At 54.9% G+C, this 16,960-nt stretch carries 17 protein-coding genes; 4 read left to right on the top strand and 13 right to left on the bottom strand.

All coding sequences use genetic code 11. The features are described 5' to 3' along the window. The first annotated feature begins 85 nt into the window (after positions 1-85). Positions 86-1,960: a ribosomal protection-like ABC-F family protein gene (gene abc-f / locus Q371_RS07570; RefSeq protein WP_034338584.1), complete on the top strand. Its 1,875-nt coding sequence runs from the start codon at positions 86-88 to the stop codon at positions 1,958-1,960. Between the two features lie 21 nt (positions 1,961-1,981). Here the strand turns inward: abc-f and recJ are convergent, their stop codons facing one another. From recJ to Q371_RS07520, 11 genes are all read right to left on the bottom strand, one after another. Beyond that, entirely contained in the window at positions 1,982-4,141 is a 2,160-nt protein-coding gene (gene recJ, locus Q371_RS07565) for a single-stranded-DNA-specific exonuclease RecJ (protein ID WP_034338362.1), read from the bottom strand. Further along, positions 4,138-4,455 (bottom strand): LapA family protein, encoded by a 318-nt coding sequence (locus Q371_RS25495; protein WP_051963621.1) that lies wholly within the window; start codon positions 4,453-4,455, stop codon positions 4,138-4,140. Before Q371_RS25495 ends, recJ begins: the two co-directional genes overlap by 4 nt. Further along, the gene (locus Q371_RS07555) at positions 4,452-4,784 is read right to left on the bottom strand and encodes a MazG-like family protein (RefSeq protein ID WP_034338359.1); all 333 of its coding nucleotides are present in this window, start codon (positions 4,782-4,784) and stop codon (positions 4,452-4,454) included. Before Q371_RS07555 ends, Q371_RS25495 begins: the two co-directional genes overlap by 4 nt. A gap of 1 nt (position 4,785) precedes the next feature. Then, positions 4,786-5,499, bottom strand: coding sequence for a CHAD domain-containing protein (locus tag Q371_RS07550; RefSeq protein ID WP_051963620.1), 714 nt, complete (start codon positions 5,497-5,499; stop codon positions 4,786-4,788). 127 nt (positions 5,500-5,626) lie between these two features. Further along, entirely contained in the window at positions 5,627-7,870 is a 2,244-nt protein-coding gene (secD, locus tag Q371_RS07545) for a protein translocase subunit SecD (RefSeq protein ID WP_034338354.1), read from the bottom strand. Positions 7,871-7,990: 120 nt separating this feature from the next. After that, entirely contained in the window at positions 7,991-8,329 is a 339-nt protein-coding gene (locus Q371_RS07540) for a hypothetical protein (RefSeq protein WP_034338351.1), read from the bottom strand. 278 nt (positions 8,330-8,607) lie between these two features. Then, positions 8,608-10,335, bottom strand: coding sequence for a translation initiation factor IF-2 (gene infB, locus Q371_RS07535; RefSeq protein WP_034338348.1), 1,728 nt, complete (start codon positions 10,333-10,335; stop codon positions 8,608-8,610). Then, positions 10,335-10,568 (bottom strand): DUF448 domain-containing protein, encoded by a 234-nt coding sequence (locus Q371_RS26430; protein WP_281174287.1) that lies wholly within the window; start codon positions 10,566-10,568, stop codon positions 10,335-10,337. The genes infB and Q371_RS26430 overlap by 1 nt, the downstream gene beginning before the upstream one ends. A gap of 4 nt (positions 10,569-10,572) precedes the next feature. Continuing rightward, a complete protein-coding gene (nusA, locus tag Q371_RS07530) occupies positions 10,573-11,766 on the bottom strand; it encodes a transcription termination factor NusA (protein WP_034338345.1) in 1,194 nt (397 codons plus the stop codon). Positions 11,767-11,784: 18 nt separating this feature from the next. Continuing rightward, positions 11,785-12,225, bottom strand: coding sequence for a ribosome maturation factor RimP (rimP, locus tag Q371_RS07525; RefSeq protein ID WP_051963618.1), 441 nt, complete (start codon positions 12,223-12,225; stop codon positions 11,785-11,787). Between the two features lie 350 nt (positions 12,226-12,575). Beyond that, positions 12,576-13,271 (bottom strand): septum site-determining protein MinC, encoded by a 696-nt coding sequence (locus Q371_RS07520; RefSeq protein WP_034338343.1) that lies wholly within the window; start codon positions 13,269-13,271, stop codon positions 12,576-12,578. 89 nt (positions 13,272-13,360) lie between these two features. Between Q371_RS07520 and Q371_RS07515 the strand changes: the two genes are divergently transcribed. After that, on the top strand, positions 13,361-13,729 hold the full coding sequence (locus tag Q371_RS07515) for a S1 RNA-binding domain-containing protein (RefSeq protein ID WP_034338341.1): 369 nt from the start codon (positions 13,361-13,363) through the stop codon (positions 13,727-13,729). Between the two features lie 167 nt (positions 13,730-13,896). Then, positions 13,897-14,739 (top strand): formyltetrahydrofolate deformylase, encoded by an 843-nt coding sequence (gene purU, locus Q371_RS07510; RefSeq protein WP_034338338.1) that lies wholly within the window; start codon positions 13,897-13,899, stop codon positions 14,737-14,739. A 73-nt stretch (positions 14,740-14,812) separates the two neighbouring features. On the opposite strand, the gene Q371_RS07505 is transcribed toward purU, so the two are convergent. Then, positions 14,813-15,265, bottom strand: coding sequence for a hypothetical protein (locus tag Q371_RS07505; protein WP_157442587.1), 453 nt, complete (start codon positions 15,263-15,265; stop codon positions 14,813-14,815). A 46-nt stretch (positions 15,266-15,311) separates the two neighbouring features. Beyond that, positions 15,312-16,343, bottom strand: a complete 1,032-nt coding sequence (locus Q371_RS07500) for a CobW family GTP-binding protein (RefSeq protein ID WP_034338332.1) — start codon at positions 16,341-16,343, stop codon at positions 15,312-15,314. Between the two features lie 110 nt (positions 16,344-16,453). On the opposite strand from Q371_RS07500, the gene Q371_RS07495 reads away from it, so the two are divergent. Next, positions 16,454-16,927: a hypothetical protein gene (locus Q371_RS07495; protein WP_034338329.1), complete on the top strand. Its 474-nt coding sequence runs from the start codon at positions 16,454-16,456 to the stop codon at positions 16,925-16,927. Positions 16,928-16,960 lie beyond the last annotated feature (33 nt).

Genomic DNA, 16,960 nt, shown 5'->3' with positions numbered 1-16,960 from the left:
AGAATGTGCAGGCCCACCTGCAAAAACCACTGCTCTGGTCAAATGGCTCAGGTGAAGTGGCCTCACAATTCAGTACAATTTGAAGGTGCTGGTACAGTTGAACAACATCCTCAAATATTACGGTCAACAGACCGTTCTCGAAGACCTGACTTTTGCCCTGCATGCCGGAGAACGGGTGGCTCTGGTGGGCCGCAACGGAGCGGGCAAAAGCACGGTTTTGAAGCTCATCACCGGAGAAGAAGACCCCACCTTTGGAGAGGTCAGACGCGCACAGGGCACCACCATTGGCATGCTCAGGCAAGACCCTGATTTTGACCCAGAGGACACCATCCAGAGTGTGCTGGATTCGGCCTTTCATGAACTGGATCTGCTCGAAGAGCAACTGGAGCACCTGCAAGCCCGTCTGGGTGAAGCCACCGATGCCGATTTTCAGGCGTACCACGACCTCCTCGAACACTACCAGTTGCGCGGAGGTTACGAACGCAGGGCCAGAAGGGACGCGGTTCTTCTGAATTTTGGATTCCGAGGTCGGGAGTTTGAACGGATCGGAGGGCTCTCTGGCGGTGAGAAAACCCGTCTGGGTCTGGCCAAACTGCTGGTCTCCAACCCCGAGATCTTGCTGCTTGATGAGCCGACCAACCACCTTGACATCAAAATGCTGGAATGGCTGGAAGGCTTCCTGAGCCGCTATGCAGGAGCCATTCTGGTGGTGTCCCACGACCGGGCTTTTCTGGACAACGTCACCAACAAGACCGCCTACATCCGTGACCGTCAACTGAAGGTTTACCCCGGAAACTACTCCCAATTCCGGCAGTTGCTCGAAGCCGAGATGGAGCATCAGCTGAAGGTTTTTGAAGCCCAGCAACGTAAAATCGATGCCTTCAAAGGGGCTGTGGAACTCAACCGTGTTTGGGCCAGAAAGAACAGCCAACTGTTCAAGCGGGTGCATGCCATGGAAAAACGCCTGGAGCGCATGCAATCCCAGCAGGTGGATGCCCCTCCACCAGACGAAGACGTCACGGAAGTGCAGTTCACCTGCGAAGACTCTGGAGAGGTGGTCCTCGATGCGCGTCACCTGTCCAAGAACTTTGCTGGACGCCAACTGTTCAAGGATGTGGCTGTGCATGTCCGCAAAGGTGAAAAAATCGCCCTGATTGGCATGAATGGGGCAGGGAAGAGCACCTTCCTGAAAAGTTTGCTGGGCCTCTTGGATTCAGACGATCCCCGCAGTTCAGTGAAAACTGGAGCGCGGGTGCGTGTGGGCTACTACGATCAGCAACTGCGTGGTGTGGACCCCGAGAGCACCCTCTACGATGAAGTGCGAGCCCTTGTCGAGAAAGATCAGGAGGCCCACAACCTGCTGGGGGCCTACATGTTCCCCTATGATGCCCAGAGCAAACAGGTCAAAAACCTCTCTGGCGGCGAACGTGCGCGGCTTGCTTTGCTGAAACTTTCCTTGCAGCGCTACAACTTTCTGGTGCTGGACGAGCCGACCAACCACCTCGACATGGAAATGGTGGAAAGCCTGGAAGATGCCCTGCAAGACTATCCAGGCACTTTGCTGATGGTGTCCCACGACCGCCGTTTCATTGAAAACCTTTCCGACCAGATCTGGTTGCTGGAAGACGGCCAGTTTTACAGTTATCCCGGCGGATACCAGTATTACCGTCAGAAACACATTCCCGTAGGCCAGAAAACCGAAGAGGTCAAAGTCAAGGTCAAGCGGGAACGTTCCGGCCCGAGCCTCTGGCACCTGAAGCGCAAACTGGAGCAGATCGAAACGGACATCCAGAGCACTGAAGAACAGCAACAAAAAGCCGCTCAGGCACTCAACGAGGCTGCACCTGATGCGGATTTTGCGGCTCTGGGCAAATCCCTTGCCGATCTGGAAGCCAAGCTCATGGATTTGATGGAGCAGTGGGAGGAGCTCAGCACCCAGATTGCTGGAATTGAAGCCTGAACCTGCAGCAAAGTTGGAACCTCAGTGGGCCACCACCAGAGGTTCCTTTTCTTGTGCAGGTGCAACAGCAAACATCTCCAGCAGGGCGGCACTGAACCCTCTGTCACTGAGGTCCAGAAAAAACCGTGCGATGCAGGTCTTCAGGTAAGCCTCCAGAGCGTCCTGACGGTACAGTGCGCTTTTCCAGACGTTGCTGTCTGGCACATCCATGAAAGAGGTCAACTCCAGTTCCTGCAGCACCTCTGCTCTGGGATGCTGGGTCAGGTGCTCTGGGCCATGCTGATAGGCTTCCAGCAGAGCATTCAGGGTTTTGTCTCCCAGAGCGAAAGTCACTTCGGACTGGGCAAGCCAGCGTTGCAGCACAGCAAAAGGAGGCAGGGCCATCAAGAGGATTTGAGGGGCATCGTCCTGATGGGAAAGCAAACGCACCTCGGGGCAGGTCTTTTGCAGATAAGCAATGCCATCGGATTCTGCATACACAGCAAAGTGTGCAGGGTTGGACTTCAGGGCAGTCAGAGCCTCTTTGACCGATTGCCTGTGCACCCGGATGGGACCTTCCTGATGGCTCAGGTCGAGGGGTTCGTGTTTGCGCACAGACTCTGCATCGAACTCCAGGGTGGTTTTGTTCTGGTAGGTGTTGGTGACCAGAGCCACCGAGAGGTCCACAGGGGTGTGGGGCCTCGGGCCTTTGAAATCCCACTTCTTGCCCCGGATGCCGTGCACCCGGAAGCTGTAGTGTTTGCCGTCTTTGCCCATCTGGCGGCTTTCTTCCAGCGAGCCCCTGACCCAGAAATTGGGTGGGCGGATGCCCTCTCCGTAAGGTTCGAAGTGTTCAATTTCACGGAGCAGGCTGAACCGTGCTGCACTGGATGGAAGCAGGGTGTCCATGCGCACCTGAGGCACAGGCACAGGAAAACGGTTCACGAATTCATGCAGGCGTTTTTCAAGGGCCGGGATGTTCTCCGTATAGATGGCGAAACCTGCTGCTCCAGAGTGCCCCCCGTAACGCTTCAGCAGGTCTCTGGCGAAGTTCAGGCCATCCACAGCACTGATGCCCGGAGTGGACCGCACACTGCCTTTGCCTTGCGCAATGATGAACACCGGTTTGTAAAAGGTTTCCAGCAACTTGCTGGCCACAATGCCCATGATTCCGGCATGCCAGTCTTCGTGGGTGACCACAATGGCCGGATCCTCTGGATTGACGATCTGCAAAGCGTGCTGGAACATCTTGTCCTGAATTTCTTTGCGTTCTTTGTTGCGGGTGTCCAGATACACCCCGAGTTCCTGAGCCCGCCTTTCAGAGTGGGTGGTCAGGAATTCCAGAGCCACTTCGGCCTCGCCAAGACGGCCTGCAGCATTGATGCGGGGGGCGAGAATGAAAGCCACATCCCGGGCACTCGGGGCATCGATGCGGTTTTGTTTCAGGGCGGCCTGGATGCCTGCATGGATGCTGTTTTTCATCTGGCGCAACCCGGCTTTCACCAGAGCCCGGTTTTCCCCGATCAGGGGAGCCACATCTGCAATGGTGCCAATGGTGGCGATGTCCGAATATTCAACGGGATCGGGCAAACCCAATTGCTGGTGCACCGCCCACAGCAAATGGTAAGCCACCCCTGCGCCTGTCAGGTTGTGCAGGTCATGGTCGTACTCTGGGGTCAGGTGTGGGTGCACCACCAGGCATTTGGGAAACTCTGCACCCGGACGGTGGTGGTCGGTGACAATCACTTCTTTGCCTGCCTCCAGCATCCGGCGCACCTCTTCCAGATTGGTGACCCCGCAATCCACAGTCAAAAGCAGGTCGCAGGAATCAATGTGCTCTGGGACCTTGTCCGGGTGCATCCCGTATCCTTCGTTCAGGCGGTGCGGAATGAAAGCGTGCACATCTGCACCCAGAGCCCTGAGTCCCAGAACCAGCACACTGGAAGCCGTGACCCCGTCTGCATCGTAATCGCCGTGAATGCGGATGCGCTTTTTGGCCTTCATGGCTGCAATGATGCGTGTGGCTGCTTCGTGCAGGGCCGGGTTGGGACTGATTTTGAATTCGGGGGTCAGGTGTTCCAGGGTCAGGCCTCTGGAATACAGCACCTGTGCCATCAAAGGGCTGACCTCAAAATCCTGCATCAAGCGGGACAGGGTTTCCCTGCTGGCCGGATTGGCAAGCGACCACACAGCTTCTTTCATGGTTGGTTGGGGCTTTCTGCGGGAGCAAACTCTGGAGGAGAGGAGTTGGCGGCACTTTTGCTGAGTTCAAGGTTGCGCAAGCGCTCGGTGCGTGCCGACCACAAGCTGCGCAGGTAAGGTGGAAGCATCAGGAAGAAAGTATAAAAGGCCCCCATCGCCAGTGTCATCAGGAGAAACCACCCCAGAGAGATGCTGGTTCTGCCCCCAAAAAGAAAAGGGATGCGCACCTCCAGAGGGTTTTCCAGTTGAATCATCAAAATCATGCCCAGCAAGGCCAGAAGCAACAAAACCTGAATGTACTGCAAGACTTTCATGGTTCACCCTGTGCGCCATTCAGCGGATATTTGATGGCATTTTTCTGCATTTTGTCTTTCACAGCAGCTTCAAGATCGATGTCCAGTTGGTTGCACAGGTGCAGGAGGTACAGGAACACATCGGCGACCTCTTCGCCCACATGGGTGAGGGTCTCAGGGTCGTTTTTGACCTGCGCACTGGCCTCTGGGGTCATCCACTGGAAGATTTCCTGAAGCTCGGCGGCCTCGACCATCAGGGCCATCACCAGATTTTTGGGGGTCTGAAATTCACTCCAGCCTCTGGCCTCAATGAACGCCTGCTGCTTTTTCTGTACTGCGCTTAAATCCACATCAAGATTCTATCAGGACTTGATGTGTGCTGGCCCAATCTTTCCAGACACTGGCCGCTTTCTTGCGGGCCTCCTCGTGCTTCTGGACCATCAAATCCTGCAACTCTGGCACATAAGGCTCCAGAAATTCAGGGGCTGCATCCAGATGCCCTTTCAGCACTTCCATGTCTTGCATGTTGCCCAGAGCCTTCAGCAACTTGACCAGTTCCTCTGGGGCCTCCTGCACGATTTCCAGCGTGTAACGGTAACGCTTCAGGTGTTTGCGCCAAGCATGCCAGGTGGCCGACTCCTCGCTTTTCAGGACTTTTTTGGCTTCCCTTTTCAGGTTGCTCCAATCCTCTTCCAGCGTGTCCTGAACCAATTCTTTCAAGTCCGATGGGGATTCCTGATCTCTGGGCCGTGAAGGCAATTCCAGTTCAGACCACAAGCGGGTGCGCTGGCTCTGGAAATGCACTTTCAAAAGCTCCAGGGTGGAAGCGTCCGCCTGAAGTTCTTTCAACAACCGCTTCAGGTGGTCGTAAGTCACATCCAGATCCCGAACTGGGGCCAGTGTGCGGCGCAATTTCTTCCACGGTTTCTGGGCTTTGCGTGAAGCACGCAATGCACGCAAGTAAGCCTGTGCTTTGCGGGTCAGTTTGCGGGCTTCATGAATGGCTTCAACCTGTCCAGCTTCCAATTCAATCCAGAGGTCCTGCAACTGTTTTCCATGGTCCATCCTGACCTCCTGTAGGGGCAGTGGTCCCTCCATGATACGGAATCCACGATCAGGAGAATGTCCTGTGGCACCGAAATGCAGAACAAAAAAACCCCCGAGGGAGACTCGGGGGCATGGAAAGTCAAAATCAGGCTTTGGCAGGTTTGCTGGGTTTTTTGTGGGTGGAACGCCAGTTGTTGTAGAACACCACCATGGGGGCCACGATGTAGATGCTGGAGTACGTTCCGATGATGATGCCCAAAAGCAAGATCATGGAGAAGTCACGCAACACGGCCCCTCCCAGGAAGAACAAACTCACCAGAGGCAGCATGGTGGTCACCGAAGTCATGATGGTGCGGGACAGGGTCTGGTTGATGGAGGCGTTCACAATTTCTTTGAAGGGTTTGCCACGCATGATTTTGAGGTTTTCCCGCATGCGGTCCGAAACGATGATCGAGTCGTTCAGTGAGTAACCGATCAGGGTCAGGATGGCAGCCACCGTCGAAATGGTGAATTCCAGTCCCAGCAAGGAGTACAGACCCATCACAATGCCCACGTCGTGGAGCACGGCGATCACACTGCCCACCCCGAAGATGATGTCAAAGCGGAAAGCCACATAAATCAGAATCAGGATCAGACCCAGCACCACAGCACTCAGGGTTTTCTGGGTGAGTTCCTGACCTACGGTGGGTCCCACTTTTTCAATCTGGGTGACCTCTCCACCTTCCAGCTCTCCCAGGGTGGTGCGCAGTTTGTCTGAAGTGGCGTCGCTGATCTCGCCCACTTTGACGGTGAATTGTGCCCCTGCAATGCCGGGGGTCACAGAGCGCTGGATCACTGCAGCTTTGGCATCCACACCTTCAATTTTGGAGGTTTCCAGTTTGGAACGCACATCTTCCACGTCCACAGAAGTGTTGGTGGAAACGGTGAAAGAGGTTCCTGCTGTGAAATCCACCCCGAGGTTGAAGCCTTTGATCCCAACAATCACGCTGCCCACGATGGCCAGAGCCACACTGATGGTGGTGATGAGGGCGGCCGGTTTGAGAAAGTCGATGGTGGGATTTTTGAAGGCTGCCCAATCTGGAGCAGCGAATTGCTTGCGCTGTGCCATCCCTGTCATCATCCATTTGGAGAAAATCAGGTTGGAGAAAGCCGAGCCAATCACACCCACGGCAAGGGTCACAGCAAAGCCTTTGACGGCTCCAGTGGAGTAGTTGGCCAGAGCAAATGCAGACAGCAGGTGGGAAAGGTTCACGTCAAAAATGGTCCAGAACGAGTGGTTGAAACCGTTGTTGACGGCACCACGGATGCCTTTTCCACGGCGCAATTCTTCTTTGATGCGTTCAAAAGAAATCACGTTGCCGTCTACGGCAGCACCGATGGTCAAGACCAGACCTGCAATGCCGGGCAGGGTCAGGGTAGCGCCCAGACCACCCAGAATGCCCATGATGATCAGGCCCGAGTAAATCAGACCGACAGCAATGACCAGACCGAAGTACAGGCCGTAATAGAAGAATGCAAAACCAAACACCAGTGCAATGCCCACCAGAGAGGCGATGGCACCACTGCGAATGGCATCGGCACCCAATGAAGGCCCGATGGCACGGACTTCAATTTCTTTGAGGGGCACAGGAAGGGCACCAGATTTGAGCACCAGAGCCAGATCAGAGGCTTCTTCAGCAGTAAAGCTGCCAGTGATTTGCCCGTTGGTGGACAGGGTGGATTGCAGGGTGGGGGCACTCTTCACTTGGCCGTCCAGCACAATGGCCATGCGTTTGCCCACATTGGGACGGGTGATGGCTTCCAGTTTGGCGGCTCCATCTGGGGTGGTGGTGAAGCTCACCAACCAGCGTCCGCCTGCATCGGCCTGTGCCTGAGCATTCAGGATGATTTCTCCGGTGCCCACTGCAGGACCCAGATCAGACACTTTCATGTCCTTGTCGAGGGTCTGGTTCAGGGCATCGGGAACGATGTGAAAAGTCAGTTTGGCAGTGGTGCCGATCAACTTGCGGGCTTTTTCCTGCTCAGCAGGCTTGATGCCGGGAAGTTCAATCACCACACGGTTGTTGCCCTGTCGTTGCACGGTGGGCTCTGCAATCCCCAGCGCATTCACCCGGTTTTCAAGAATGGTTTTGGCCTTGTCCACGTCGTCAGCACTGGGGTTGGGGGTGTCCACTTCCATGGTGACCCGCAGCCCCCCTTGAAGGTCCAGACCGAGGTTCAAGAATTTATAGTCCTCAGACCACAAAGACAAGGGTGTAGAGGGGTGCTGCCACGGACGGAAAATCCCGAGCAGAGAGGCAATGAGAACCGCCAACACAATGATGGTGGTCCAGATGGTGTTGCCGCCCGGTGCTCTGGCGCGGCGTTTCTTGCGGGGTGCTTGATGCATTGGTGCTCCTTGGATTCACAACCGAACAGGAACGGCCAGAAAACCACTCTGGTCTGTTGGGTATCGGATTGTGCATGAAATAAAGTCTGGAAAAGGATGGGCCGATTCAGGAGCAGGGAATCAGCCACCCTCCAGCATCAATTTTCCCAACCACGGCAAAGGATAGGGGAGATGCAATTTGCTCTCCCTGACCACCAGAGGCACAACTTTTGCCATGACAAACCAAGGCAAAGTGAAAAACCGGGCTGGAGGTGAAGCCGCTTTGATGCTGGGGATTTGAGGGGCAAGCGCCTGACCGACAGAAAGCTCTGGAATGGGTGCAGGTCGCATCGCCACTTCCAGAGCGCGGTTCCCCTGATTTTTCTCGTACTGGAGGCCCAACCATGGGACCAGAGCAAAAATCAAGGGCAGCAGTGCTTTGAAAATCAAAGGCACTCTGGAACCGGACTGGACTTGCATTGCCGGGATATTTTACAAGGAATTGAAGGTGAGTGCTAGGGGTGGTGTGTTTGTTGCTGAGGGCCAAGGGCCCAGAGCCGAGGGCAGGATGCAACATTCCGTCAAGGATCATCATGGAAGCGAGGTGTGTTGTTCTCTGCAGCGAAGGCCAGATCTTCTCGTTGATGAGGCTTTATGGCTTGTGCTCTTCTGAGCCCTCTTCCCCTCAAGCCCTCGGCTCTCGGCCCTCAGCAACAAAAAAGTCCCGCAAACATGCGGGACTTTTTTGTTTGTTCTGCTTAAGAAGGTGTCACTTCGACCAGTTCAGTGGCCTCGATGATGTCGCCTTCCTGGATTTCATTCCAGTCTACGTTGATTCCGCATTCGTAGCCGCTCTGGACTTCACGCACATCGTCTTTGAAGCGTTTCAGGCCGATGATGGTGCCCGAGTACACTTCTTTGCCTTTGCGTTTGACGACCACTTTGGCGTTGCGTTTCATGCTGCCGTCTTGCACGTAAGATCCGGCAATGGTGCCGAACTTGGGGTGCGAGATGGTCATGCGCACTTCGGCCTTGCCGAGGTAACGCTCTTCGTAGACGGGCTCCACTTCGCCTTTGAGCAGGCGGTCCACTTCATCAATCAGTTCGTAGATGATGCGGAACATCTTGACGTCCACGCCTTTTTGCTCTCCGGCTTTTTTGACAGGAGGGGCAGCGGTGACGTTGAAGCACAGGATGGTGGCACCCGCCGTGGACGCCAGCAGCACGTCGGATTCACTGGGTGCACCAATTCCGGCCAGCATCACGTTGATGTTGAGGTCATCGGTTTTCTTGCGGGCCAGAATGCCCTGAATGGCTTCCAGAGAACCCTGGGTGTCGGCACGCAAAATCAGGTTGACTTCGCGGGTTTCGCCTTCAAGGGCTCCAAACACGTCGTTGAGGGAGAACTTGCGGCGGGTGGAAGCGGCTTCTTCTGCTTCGCGGCGCTCGTCCACACGTTTGCCCACGATTTCGCGGGCTTCGTGCTCGTTCTTGGCGGAAACCACCATGTCACCGCTCTGGGGAACGGCAGAAAAACCAAGGATCTGCACGGGGGTGCTGGGTCCGGCTTTTTTGATGCGTTCGCCGTAGGAATCCACCATGGCTTTCACTTTGCCGTAGGTTTCACCCACCACGAGGAAGTCAGAGACGTGCAGGGTGCCTTCCTGAACCATGACGTTGGTCAGCACACCGGCCTGTTTGTCCACTTTGGCTTCCACGACCACACCCTTGAATTCACCGTTGGGGTCGGCGCGGAATTCTTCCAGTTCAGCAATCAGGGAGATGTATTCGAGGAGTTCCTCGACACCTGCACCGGTTTTGGCGCTGATCTCGGCGGTGATGGTCTGTCCGCCGAATTCCTCGGGAACCAGACCCAGAGCCATCAGGTCGTTTTTGACTTTCTGGGGGTCTGCACCGGGCAGGTCCATCTTGTTGATGGCCACAATCAGGGGAATGTTGGCGGCTTTGGCGTGGGCCACCGCTTCACGGGTCTGGGGCATGATGGAGTCATCTGCTGCAACCACGATGATGGCGATGTCTGCCACTTTGGCTCCACGGGCACGGATGCTGGTGAAGGCTTCGTGGCCGGGGGTGTCAATGAAGACGATTTTGCCGCGGCTGGTTTTGGCTTCGAAAGCACCGACGTGCTGGGTGATGCCCCCGGCCTCTTTGGCCGCCACTTTGGTTTTGCGGATGTAGTCCAGCAAGCTGGTTTTGCCGTGGTCCACGTGGCCCATGATGGTGACCACTGGAGCACGCAGGGGGGTGTCGCCACTGTCCTCTGCTTTTTCGGCTTCTTCTTTTTTGGTGGGCTGCTTGGGGGTTTGCTCTTCGGCAACCATGGCCCGGATCAGTTCCACAATGTCATCTTCGATGGTGCTGGAAGCGGACTTGTAAGACACGCCCAGATCGTTCAATACATCGAGCATTTTTTGGTTGTCGAGGCCTAACTCTTTCGCTAGGGTGTAGATGCGTACTTTGGACATCAAGACCTCCTGGTACTCAATTGTTCGCTTAAACGTTGGGCACTCTTGCCCAGCCTGCGGAGTTTTTTCTCATTCCAGCAGGCTGGAGAATCTGCACACACGTAAGCGCCCCGCCCGAACCTGTCCTCATCCTGCAAAACCCAGCCTTCAGAAGATTTTCTGAAGCGAAGCATCTCTGGTAAGGGACGCTTCTTGCGGCAGGCAATGCAGGTGCGCTCGGGCGTAAAAGACACGGACTTACTCCTTCAGGTCCACGTCACCCTCGGGGGTGGCACTGGCAACGGATTTGGAATCTTTGAACAGGGCATCGAACGCTGCGCGTGCAGAACCGGTGCTGGCTCCAGAGACCTGCTTGTCTCCCTGCTCAGCGGCCTGCAGCATGGCTGCGTCCAGATCGCTGATGGCTTTGGTTTCGCGCAGGTCGATTTTGAAGCTGGTCAGTTTGGCGGCCAGACGCACGTTCTGTCCACCTTTGCCGATGGCCAGAGAAAGCTGGTCGGGCATCACGGTGACGGTGGCTTCTTTTTTGTCTGCGTCCACTTCAATGAAAGCGGCCTTGGCAGGGGAGAGGGCGTTGCGAATGAACTCTCTGGGGTTGGCGTCCCAGAGGATCACGTCCACGCGCTCTTTACCGAGTTCACCAGTGATCGCCTGAATGCGGTTGCCACGGTGACCAATGCAGGCACCGATGGGGTCCACGTTGGGATTGCGGCTGAACACGGCCACTTTGGAGCGCTGTCCAGCTTCACGGGCAATGGACTTCACTTCCACGATGTTTTCGGCAACCTCGGGGATTTCCTGTTTCAGCAGGTAATCCAGCAGGCGCTCATCTGCACGGGACACCAGAATGCTGGGGCCACGGTTGGTCTTTTTGACCTCTTTCAGGTACACCTTCACGCGGTTGCCGTTCAACAGGCGCTCGCCGGGAATTTGCTCCTTGGGGGGCAGGATGGCTTCGCCGTGTCCGAGTTCCACAAAGACATTGCCTTTGTTGTCCATGCGGACCACGGAAGCGGTCAGGACTTCGCCTTCGCGGTCCTTGTACTCGTTGAACACGATGTTGCGCTCGGCTTCGCGCATGCGCTGGGTCAACACCTGTTTGGTGGCTTGCAGGGCAATGCGGGTGAACTTTTCACGCTCGACGGGAAATTCCATTTCCATGCCGATTTCCACTTCGGGGTCCAGTTCCAGAGCATCTGCCAGCGAAATCTGCTTCTGCTCGTCTTCGACTTTCTCGACCACTTCGCGGATGATCAACACTTCCAGTTCACCGCTCTGGGCATCCAGGTGCACTTCGATGCGTTTCTCGGGTTCGACGTTGCGGGTGTAAGCCTGCTGCAACGCCTCCTCGAAAGCTTTGATCAGTTGACCCTTGTCGATGTTGCGCGCAACAGCCAGGTCATTGAGTGCGTCCAAAAATTCTCTGTTCACGTTTGCTCTCCTTGAAAATCAGCGGTGACGGTCCGGGAACTCTGCAAGGTTGGCCTGAAAATCGCCAACGCGCAGGGTCACGCCTTCTTCACCGTGATCAAAAGTCACCATGTCACCGTTCACTTCTTTGATGGGAGCGGTGAAATTTTGTCCACTGGAACGCACCTTGGCTTTCAGGCCCAGCATGCGCTCAAAATGACGGATGGTTTTTAAGGGCCGTTTGGGTCCGGGAGATTCGAACTCCAGACGGTATTCCTTCTTGATGGGGTCCAGACGGTCAAACTCAAGGCCCAAAGTCTGGCTGCACAGTTGCAGGTCTTCGGTGGTCACAGGTTGCTCGTCCAGGCGGTCAATGCGCACCACCACAATGGGGGTCCGCTGGGGATTTTGCACCTGAATTTCCAGAACCTCGAAACCCAGAGGCTCCAGGATGTTGACGGCGATGCTTTCCAGATTCACGTTGCACCTCCCCCATGAATAAAGGGTGGGTCTACACCCACCCCTATGAACACAGGGATTCTTCGCTCAAGGCTTGCCCTCGAACTGCATCGGGCTCAGGCCCGAGACTACACTTAAGTATACGGTATATGGGGGGAAAAAGCGAATTCGTTGCTGCAAAGTCTGGGGGGTCATGTCAGGAGCAGAAGGCAGAAAGCTGAAAGCAGAAGGCAAAGAATACCCTCTGCTTTTACACTGTATGGGTTCCATGAAAGCCACGAACTGCCCAGGTTGGACTTCATATTCATGGTCAAATGTTCACAGATGAAGCTGTGCTTTCAAGCCTTCAGCCTTCGTCCTTCTGCAACCCTTCAGTGCTTGCTTGATTTCACAACCTCAATCACGATGTGGTCGTCTTCCAGACGGGCCATTTCGGCATCGAAGTTTTCGTTTCTGCGCATGGTGTCCATGACTTTGCCCTCTGGAGCACGGGCCACGGCTTTGCCAATGCGGATCTGGGGTGAGGCGATGGGTCTGGCCCAGATCACGCTGGTTTCGTTGCCGTGCGCTCCAGCATGGGCCATTCCGCGCAGGGCTCCGGTCACAATCACATCGCCACCAGCAATGAGTTCCACGCCGGGGTTCACATCGCCGACCACCACGAGGCTGCCGGGGTGCTCGATCCGCATGCCAGAGCGCAGTTGCTGGGTCAGGATGCGGGTTTGAGGGGGCAGGATGGGTTTGCTGGGTGTGGCAGGAACAGCAGGGGCGGCAGCAGGGGTGTTGCTCTGGGATGTGGAGCTGCCACTTGGAGCACTTGAAGTCTGTTGCGCAGGGGCCCGATTGGCCACAGAAGGACGGATGCTTTTGAGTTCGGCACCCAATTCGGTGAGCAGTTGGCGGGTGTGTTCAATGATGTGCCAACCGATGTCCTGTTCAATTTCGAGGGAAACCTGTGCTTTGGACAGGACCTGCGCCCGCTCTCGCAGCTGGGTGTTCAGGATGTCGATGGTGTCTTTGCTGTCCAGCAGCAAGCTGAGACCACTCAGCGTTCCGCGCAATTTCATATCTGTCTCATTCTACATGGAGAGTGGTAGGAAATCATGCCCCCTCATGGTGTACACTGTTTCAAGAGAACCTATGAAGGGAAAACAAAGTGGTATTTGAATCAGGAGCAGTGGTCACAGGGCGGGTTGCCCGCATTACGGATTTCGGTGCTTTCATTCAGTTCGAGAACGGCGAAGTGGGCCTCGTGCACATTTCCCAGATCGCCCACAGCTATGTGAGGAATGTCAGCGACTACCTGCAAGAAGGCCAGACCATCGAGGTCAAGGTCCTCGGGCGCGATGAAAAAGGCCGTCTGGACCTTTCCATCAAAGAGCTTCAGGATGCCCCCGAGGAAATGCCCCGTCCTCGCATGATTGGCCGCCAGAGCCCCGAGTTTGAAAACAAATTGCGGTCCTTCCTGCGCGACGCCAAAGAGCGTGGCCCCGGTGAAAAGGGCGGCAAAAAGCGCAAGAAATAAGCATTCACCATTGCAAAGGAGGTCCCGTGCAGGGACCTTTTTTCATGCCTTTTGGATCTTGCCGGGCTGTGGAGTTTCAGGTCCCATGCCTTGAAACTTCCTGAGTAACCGCCGTATGCACGTATACTTTCCGTCTTGCAAGGGGTCGGTGCTAGGATGTCCTGACCATGACTGCCCGTTTATTGATTCACTGCCCTGACCAGCCTGGCATTGTGGCTGCGGTTTCAGGCTTCTTGACCCAGCAGGGATGCAACATCATCCATGCAGACCAGCATGCCACAGCCAAAAGCGGTGGCGAGTTTTTCATGCGCATCGAGTTTGAACGCGGCAAAGCCTCTGGAGACATCCTCAAAGGGGCGTTTCAAGCCATTGGAGACCAGTTCTCCATGGTCTGGAGCATGAGCTTCGATGAAGTCAAACGCATGGCCATTCTGGTCTCCAAATACGACCACTGCCTGCTGGACCTGCTCTGGAGGCAGCGCAGGGGAGAACTGGACGTGGAAATCCCCCTGATCATCTCCAACCACCCGGACCTTCAAAAAGATGCGGAGTTCTTTGGGGTGCCTTTTTACCACCTGCCAGTCACCAAAAACAACAAGCAGGAACAGGAACAGCGCATCCACGAACTGATGCTGGAACACCGTGTGGACTTTGCAGTGCTGGCCCGCTACATGCAGATTCTGTCTCCAGAGCTGGTGGGCAAGTGGCCCAACCGGATCATCAACATCCACCACAGCTTTTTGCCTGCGTTCATTGGGGCCAAGCCTTACCACAGCGCATTCCAGAGGGGGGTCAAAATCATTGGTGCAACCGCCCACTACGTCACCAACGATCTGGACGAAGGTCCCATCATTGAGCAGGATGTGGTGCGGGTGTCGCACCGTCAGGCCATTGAAGAACTGGTGCGTCTGGGTGGAGACATCGAGCGTCAGGTGCTGGCCCGTGCAGTGCGCTGGCACGTTGAGGAACGGATTCTGGTGTACGCCAACAAGACCGTGGTTTTTTACTGAAGTTTTGCAGAGCAACACTCAACATAAAAAACAGACAAGCATTTGCTTGTCTGTTTCACTTTCATGGATGGGTTCAGGGTTGACGCAGTTTGACTTTGTAAATCACGGCCAACTGGTCTTCGGTTCCAAAAGCATCTGTTCCGTCCAGCACACCGTCCCGGTTGGTGTCTGCACCCACAAAGAAAACAGACGCCGTTTGACCAAAGGCTTTCTGGAATTCATCTGCGGTGACCAGAATGTTGCCATCTCCAATGCGAGACAGGGGTATCCAGTTTTGTTTGTCCAGGCTGACCAGCAACCGGGCATTGGGAGAGACCAGAGTGAACTGCACCAGATCGGTGTTCTCTGGGATGGTCAGTTGCAAGCTCACCCCATTGACCGCTTCATTGACGGTGAACTCTTGCAGATAGGTGATGGTTTCTCCGGGCAGGGCACTGGTTTTGTCGGTGACCTGAATGAGGTTGTATTTTTCCTGTGCAGCGGCCATGGAGGTGAGCAGAGCAGCAACCAGCATCAGTCTCTTCATGGGATCAGCTTAGCGTGTTTGCGAAGCAAAATTCCACAGCTGAAGTTCAGGATTTCATCATCAAAGTCACAGAGAGCAAAGCGTCAATTTCTGCAGGGTCCAGATCCTGCCCGATGAACACCAACTCTGTGAAAGCCTCTGCTGGATTGTTCCACTCGCCCAGAGGTTCAAGGGTCATGAAGCGTCCAGTGTGGTTCCACAAGATGGCAGTGCTGTGCCCTGAGTACACCCAGCCTTTGGAACGGATGATGTTTTTGGGGAGTCCTTGCTCAAGCACCTCATACAGACGGTCGAGGTTGATGGGATCGAAGCTGCGGAAAATGTAGGTGCCCAGACCGTATTCTTCGCTTTCAGGGGTGTGCTCTTTTTCGAGTTCCAGCATCCATGCGTCCAGTTTGCTCATTTCTTCGAAATCAAACAAACCCACGTTCAGGATGTCTTCTGCTGGGACCACGCCTTTGGTGCTTTTCAGGACTCTGGCTTTCGGATTGGTGATGGCCACCAGTTCTTCCAGTTTCTGGACATCCTCTGGATTTGCGACATCTTGTTTGTTGAGGATCAGGATGTTGGCAAATTCCAGTTGTTCTTGCAGCAGTTGCCCGTAACCCCTTTCCAGATCGTCTCCTTCGATGGTGCCGGGTCTGTGGTACATCTCGAAGAACTGGGCAGAATCCACCACGGTCACCATTGCATCAATGTGCACTTTTCCGAGCAGGTTGGGAATGCTCGGGTCCAGATCCAGTTCTTCGGGGGTCAGGCAGAAGCTCTGGGCGATGGGCAGAGGTTCGCCAATGCCGGTGGACTCAATGACGATTTGGTCGAGTTCCCGGGTTTGCAGCAGGTCATGGACGGCTTCCAGCAAATCTCCGCGCAGGGTGCAGCAAATGCAGCCATTGGACAGGTCGATGGTTTTTTCATCGGTGTGAACGATGGTGCTGGCATCAATGTTCACGGCACCAAATTCATTGACGATCACGGCGATTTTGCGGTCTCGGGTGTGGTTCAGGAGGTGGTTGAGCAGGGTGGTTTTTCCGCTGCCCAGAAAACCACACAACACGGTGATGGGGATGCTGTTCATACTGATTAATGATAATCAAATATCAATAAATGTCAAGATGAACCTTCATTTGGTGTGATCTCACACAATTCACAGCTTGTATCAATAAAGTAACTTTTTGGAGGAAGTTCATGAAGAAAATTGTGATGGTCAGCATTCTCGCCCTGATGGGCAGCGCATTTGCAGCAGGCAAAACCTACATTCTGGGCAGCTCTGGTGCAGATGCCAACTTTGTAACGGATGGCAAAGGCAACGCCACTTTTGGTGTGAATTTGGGTCTGGGCCAAGAAAAGTTTCTGGGTGACTTTGATGGTCGTCTGGAAGCAGGTTTCGGTGTTGTTGGGGGCGCTTTTGGCTTCGGTGTTTCTGCCGACCTGCTCTACCCCTTTGGCAAAGGCGATGTGAAGCCTTACATCGGTGCAGGTCTGGGTTTTGATGTGTTCAACAACAACACCGCATTCGTGTTGCGTGGTGATCTGGGGGCCGATTTTGAATTCACCAAAACCGCTTCTTTCTTTGCTGAATTGAACCCCAACATTGTGTTCGCAGGTGGCGACAACGCTGTGAACCTCAGTGGTCGTGTGGGTCTCAAAGTCTTCTTCTGAGAATTTGACCCCCTCAGCAAAAGCAAATGACCC

This window comes from Deinococcus misasensis DSM 22328, from assembly GCF_000745915.1.
Lineage (GTDB): Bacteria > Deinococcota > Deinococci > Deinococcales > Deinococcaceae > Deinococcus_C > Deinococcus_C misasensis.
The sequence above is the reverse complement of the archived record's forward strand: the minus strand, read 5'-3'. Positions and strand labels throughout refer to the sequence as shown.

Bases quoted from the DNA above. Each gene is read 5' to 3' on its own strand.
- recJ (WP_034338362.1), bottom strand. From the start codon at position 4,141: ATGAAAGAAGCTGTGTGGTCGCTTGCCAATCCGGCCAGCAGGGAAACC.
- Q371_RS25495 (WP_051963621.1), bottom strand. From the start codon at position 4,455: ATGAAAGTCTTGCAGTACATTCAGGTTTTGTTGCTTCTGGCCTTGCTG.
- Q371_RS07550 (WP_051963620.1), bottom strand. From the start codon at position 5,499: ATGGACCATGGAAAACAGTTGCAGGACCTCTGGATTGAATTGGAAGCT.
- secD (WP_034338354.1), bottom strand. From the start codon at position 7,870: ATGCATCAAGCACCCCGCAAGAAACGCCGCGCCAGAGCACCGGGCGGC.
- Q371_RS07540 (WP_034338351.1), bottom strand. From the start codon at position 8,329: ATGCAAGTCCAGTCCGGTTCCAGAGTGCCTTTGATTTTCAAAGCACTG.
- infB (WP_034338348.1), bottom strand. From the start codon at position 10,335: ATGTCCAAAGTACGCATCTACACCCTAGCGAAAGAGTTAGGCCTCGAC.
- Q371_RS07520 (WP_034338343.1), bottom strand. From the start codon at position 13,271: ATGAAATTGCGCGGAACGCTGAGTGGTCTCAGCTTGCTGCTGGACAGC.
- purU (WP_034338338.1), top strand. From the start codon at position 13,897: ATGACTGCCCGTTTATTGATTCACTGCCCTGACCAGCCTGGCATTGTG.
- Q371_RS07505 (WP_157442587.1), bottom strand. From the start codon at position 15,265: ATGAAGAGACTGATGCTGGTTGCTGCTCTGCTCACCTCCATGGCCGCT.
- Q371_RS07500 (WP_034338332.1), bottom strand. From the start codon at position 16,343: ATGAACAGCATCCCCATCACCGTGTTGTGTGGTTTTCTGGGCAGCGGA.
- Q371_RS07495 (WP_034338329.1), top strand. From the start codon at position 16,454: ATGAAGAAAATTGTGATGGTCAGCATTCTCGCCCTGATGGGCAGCGCA.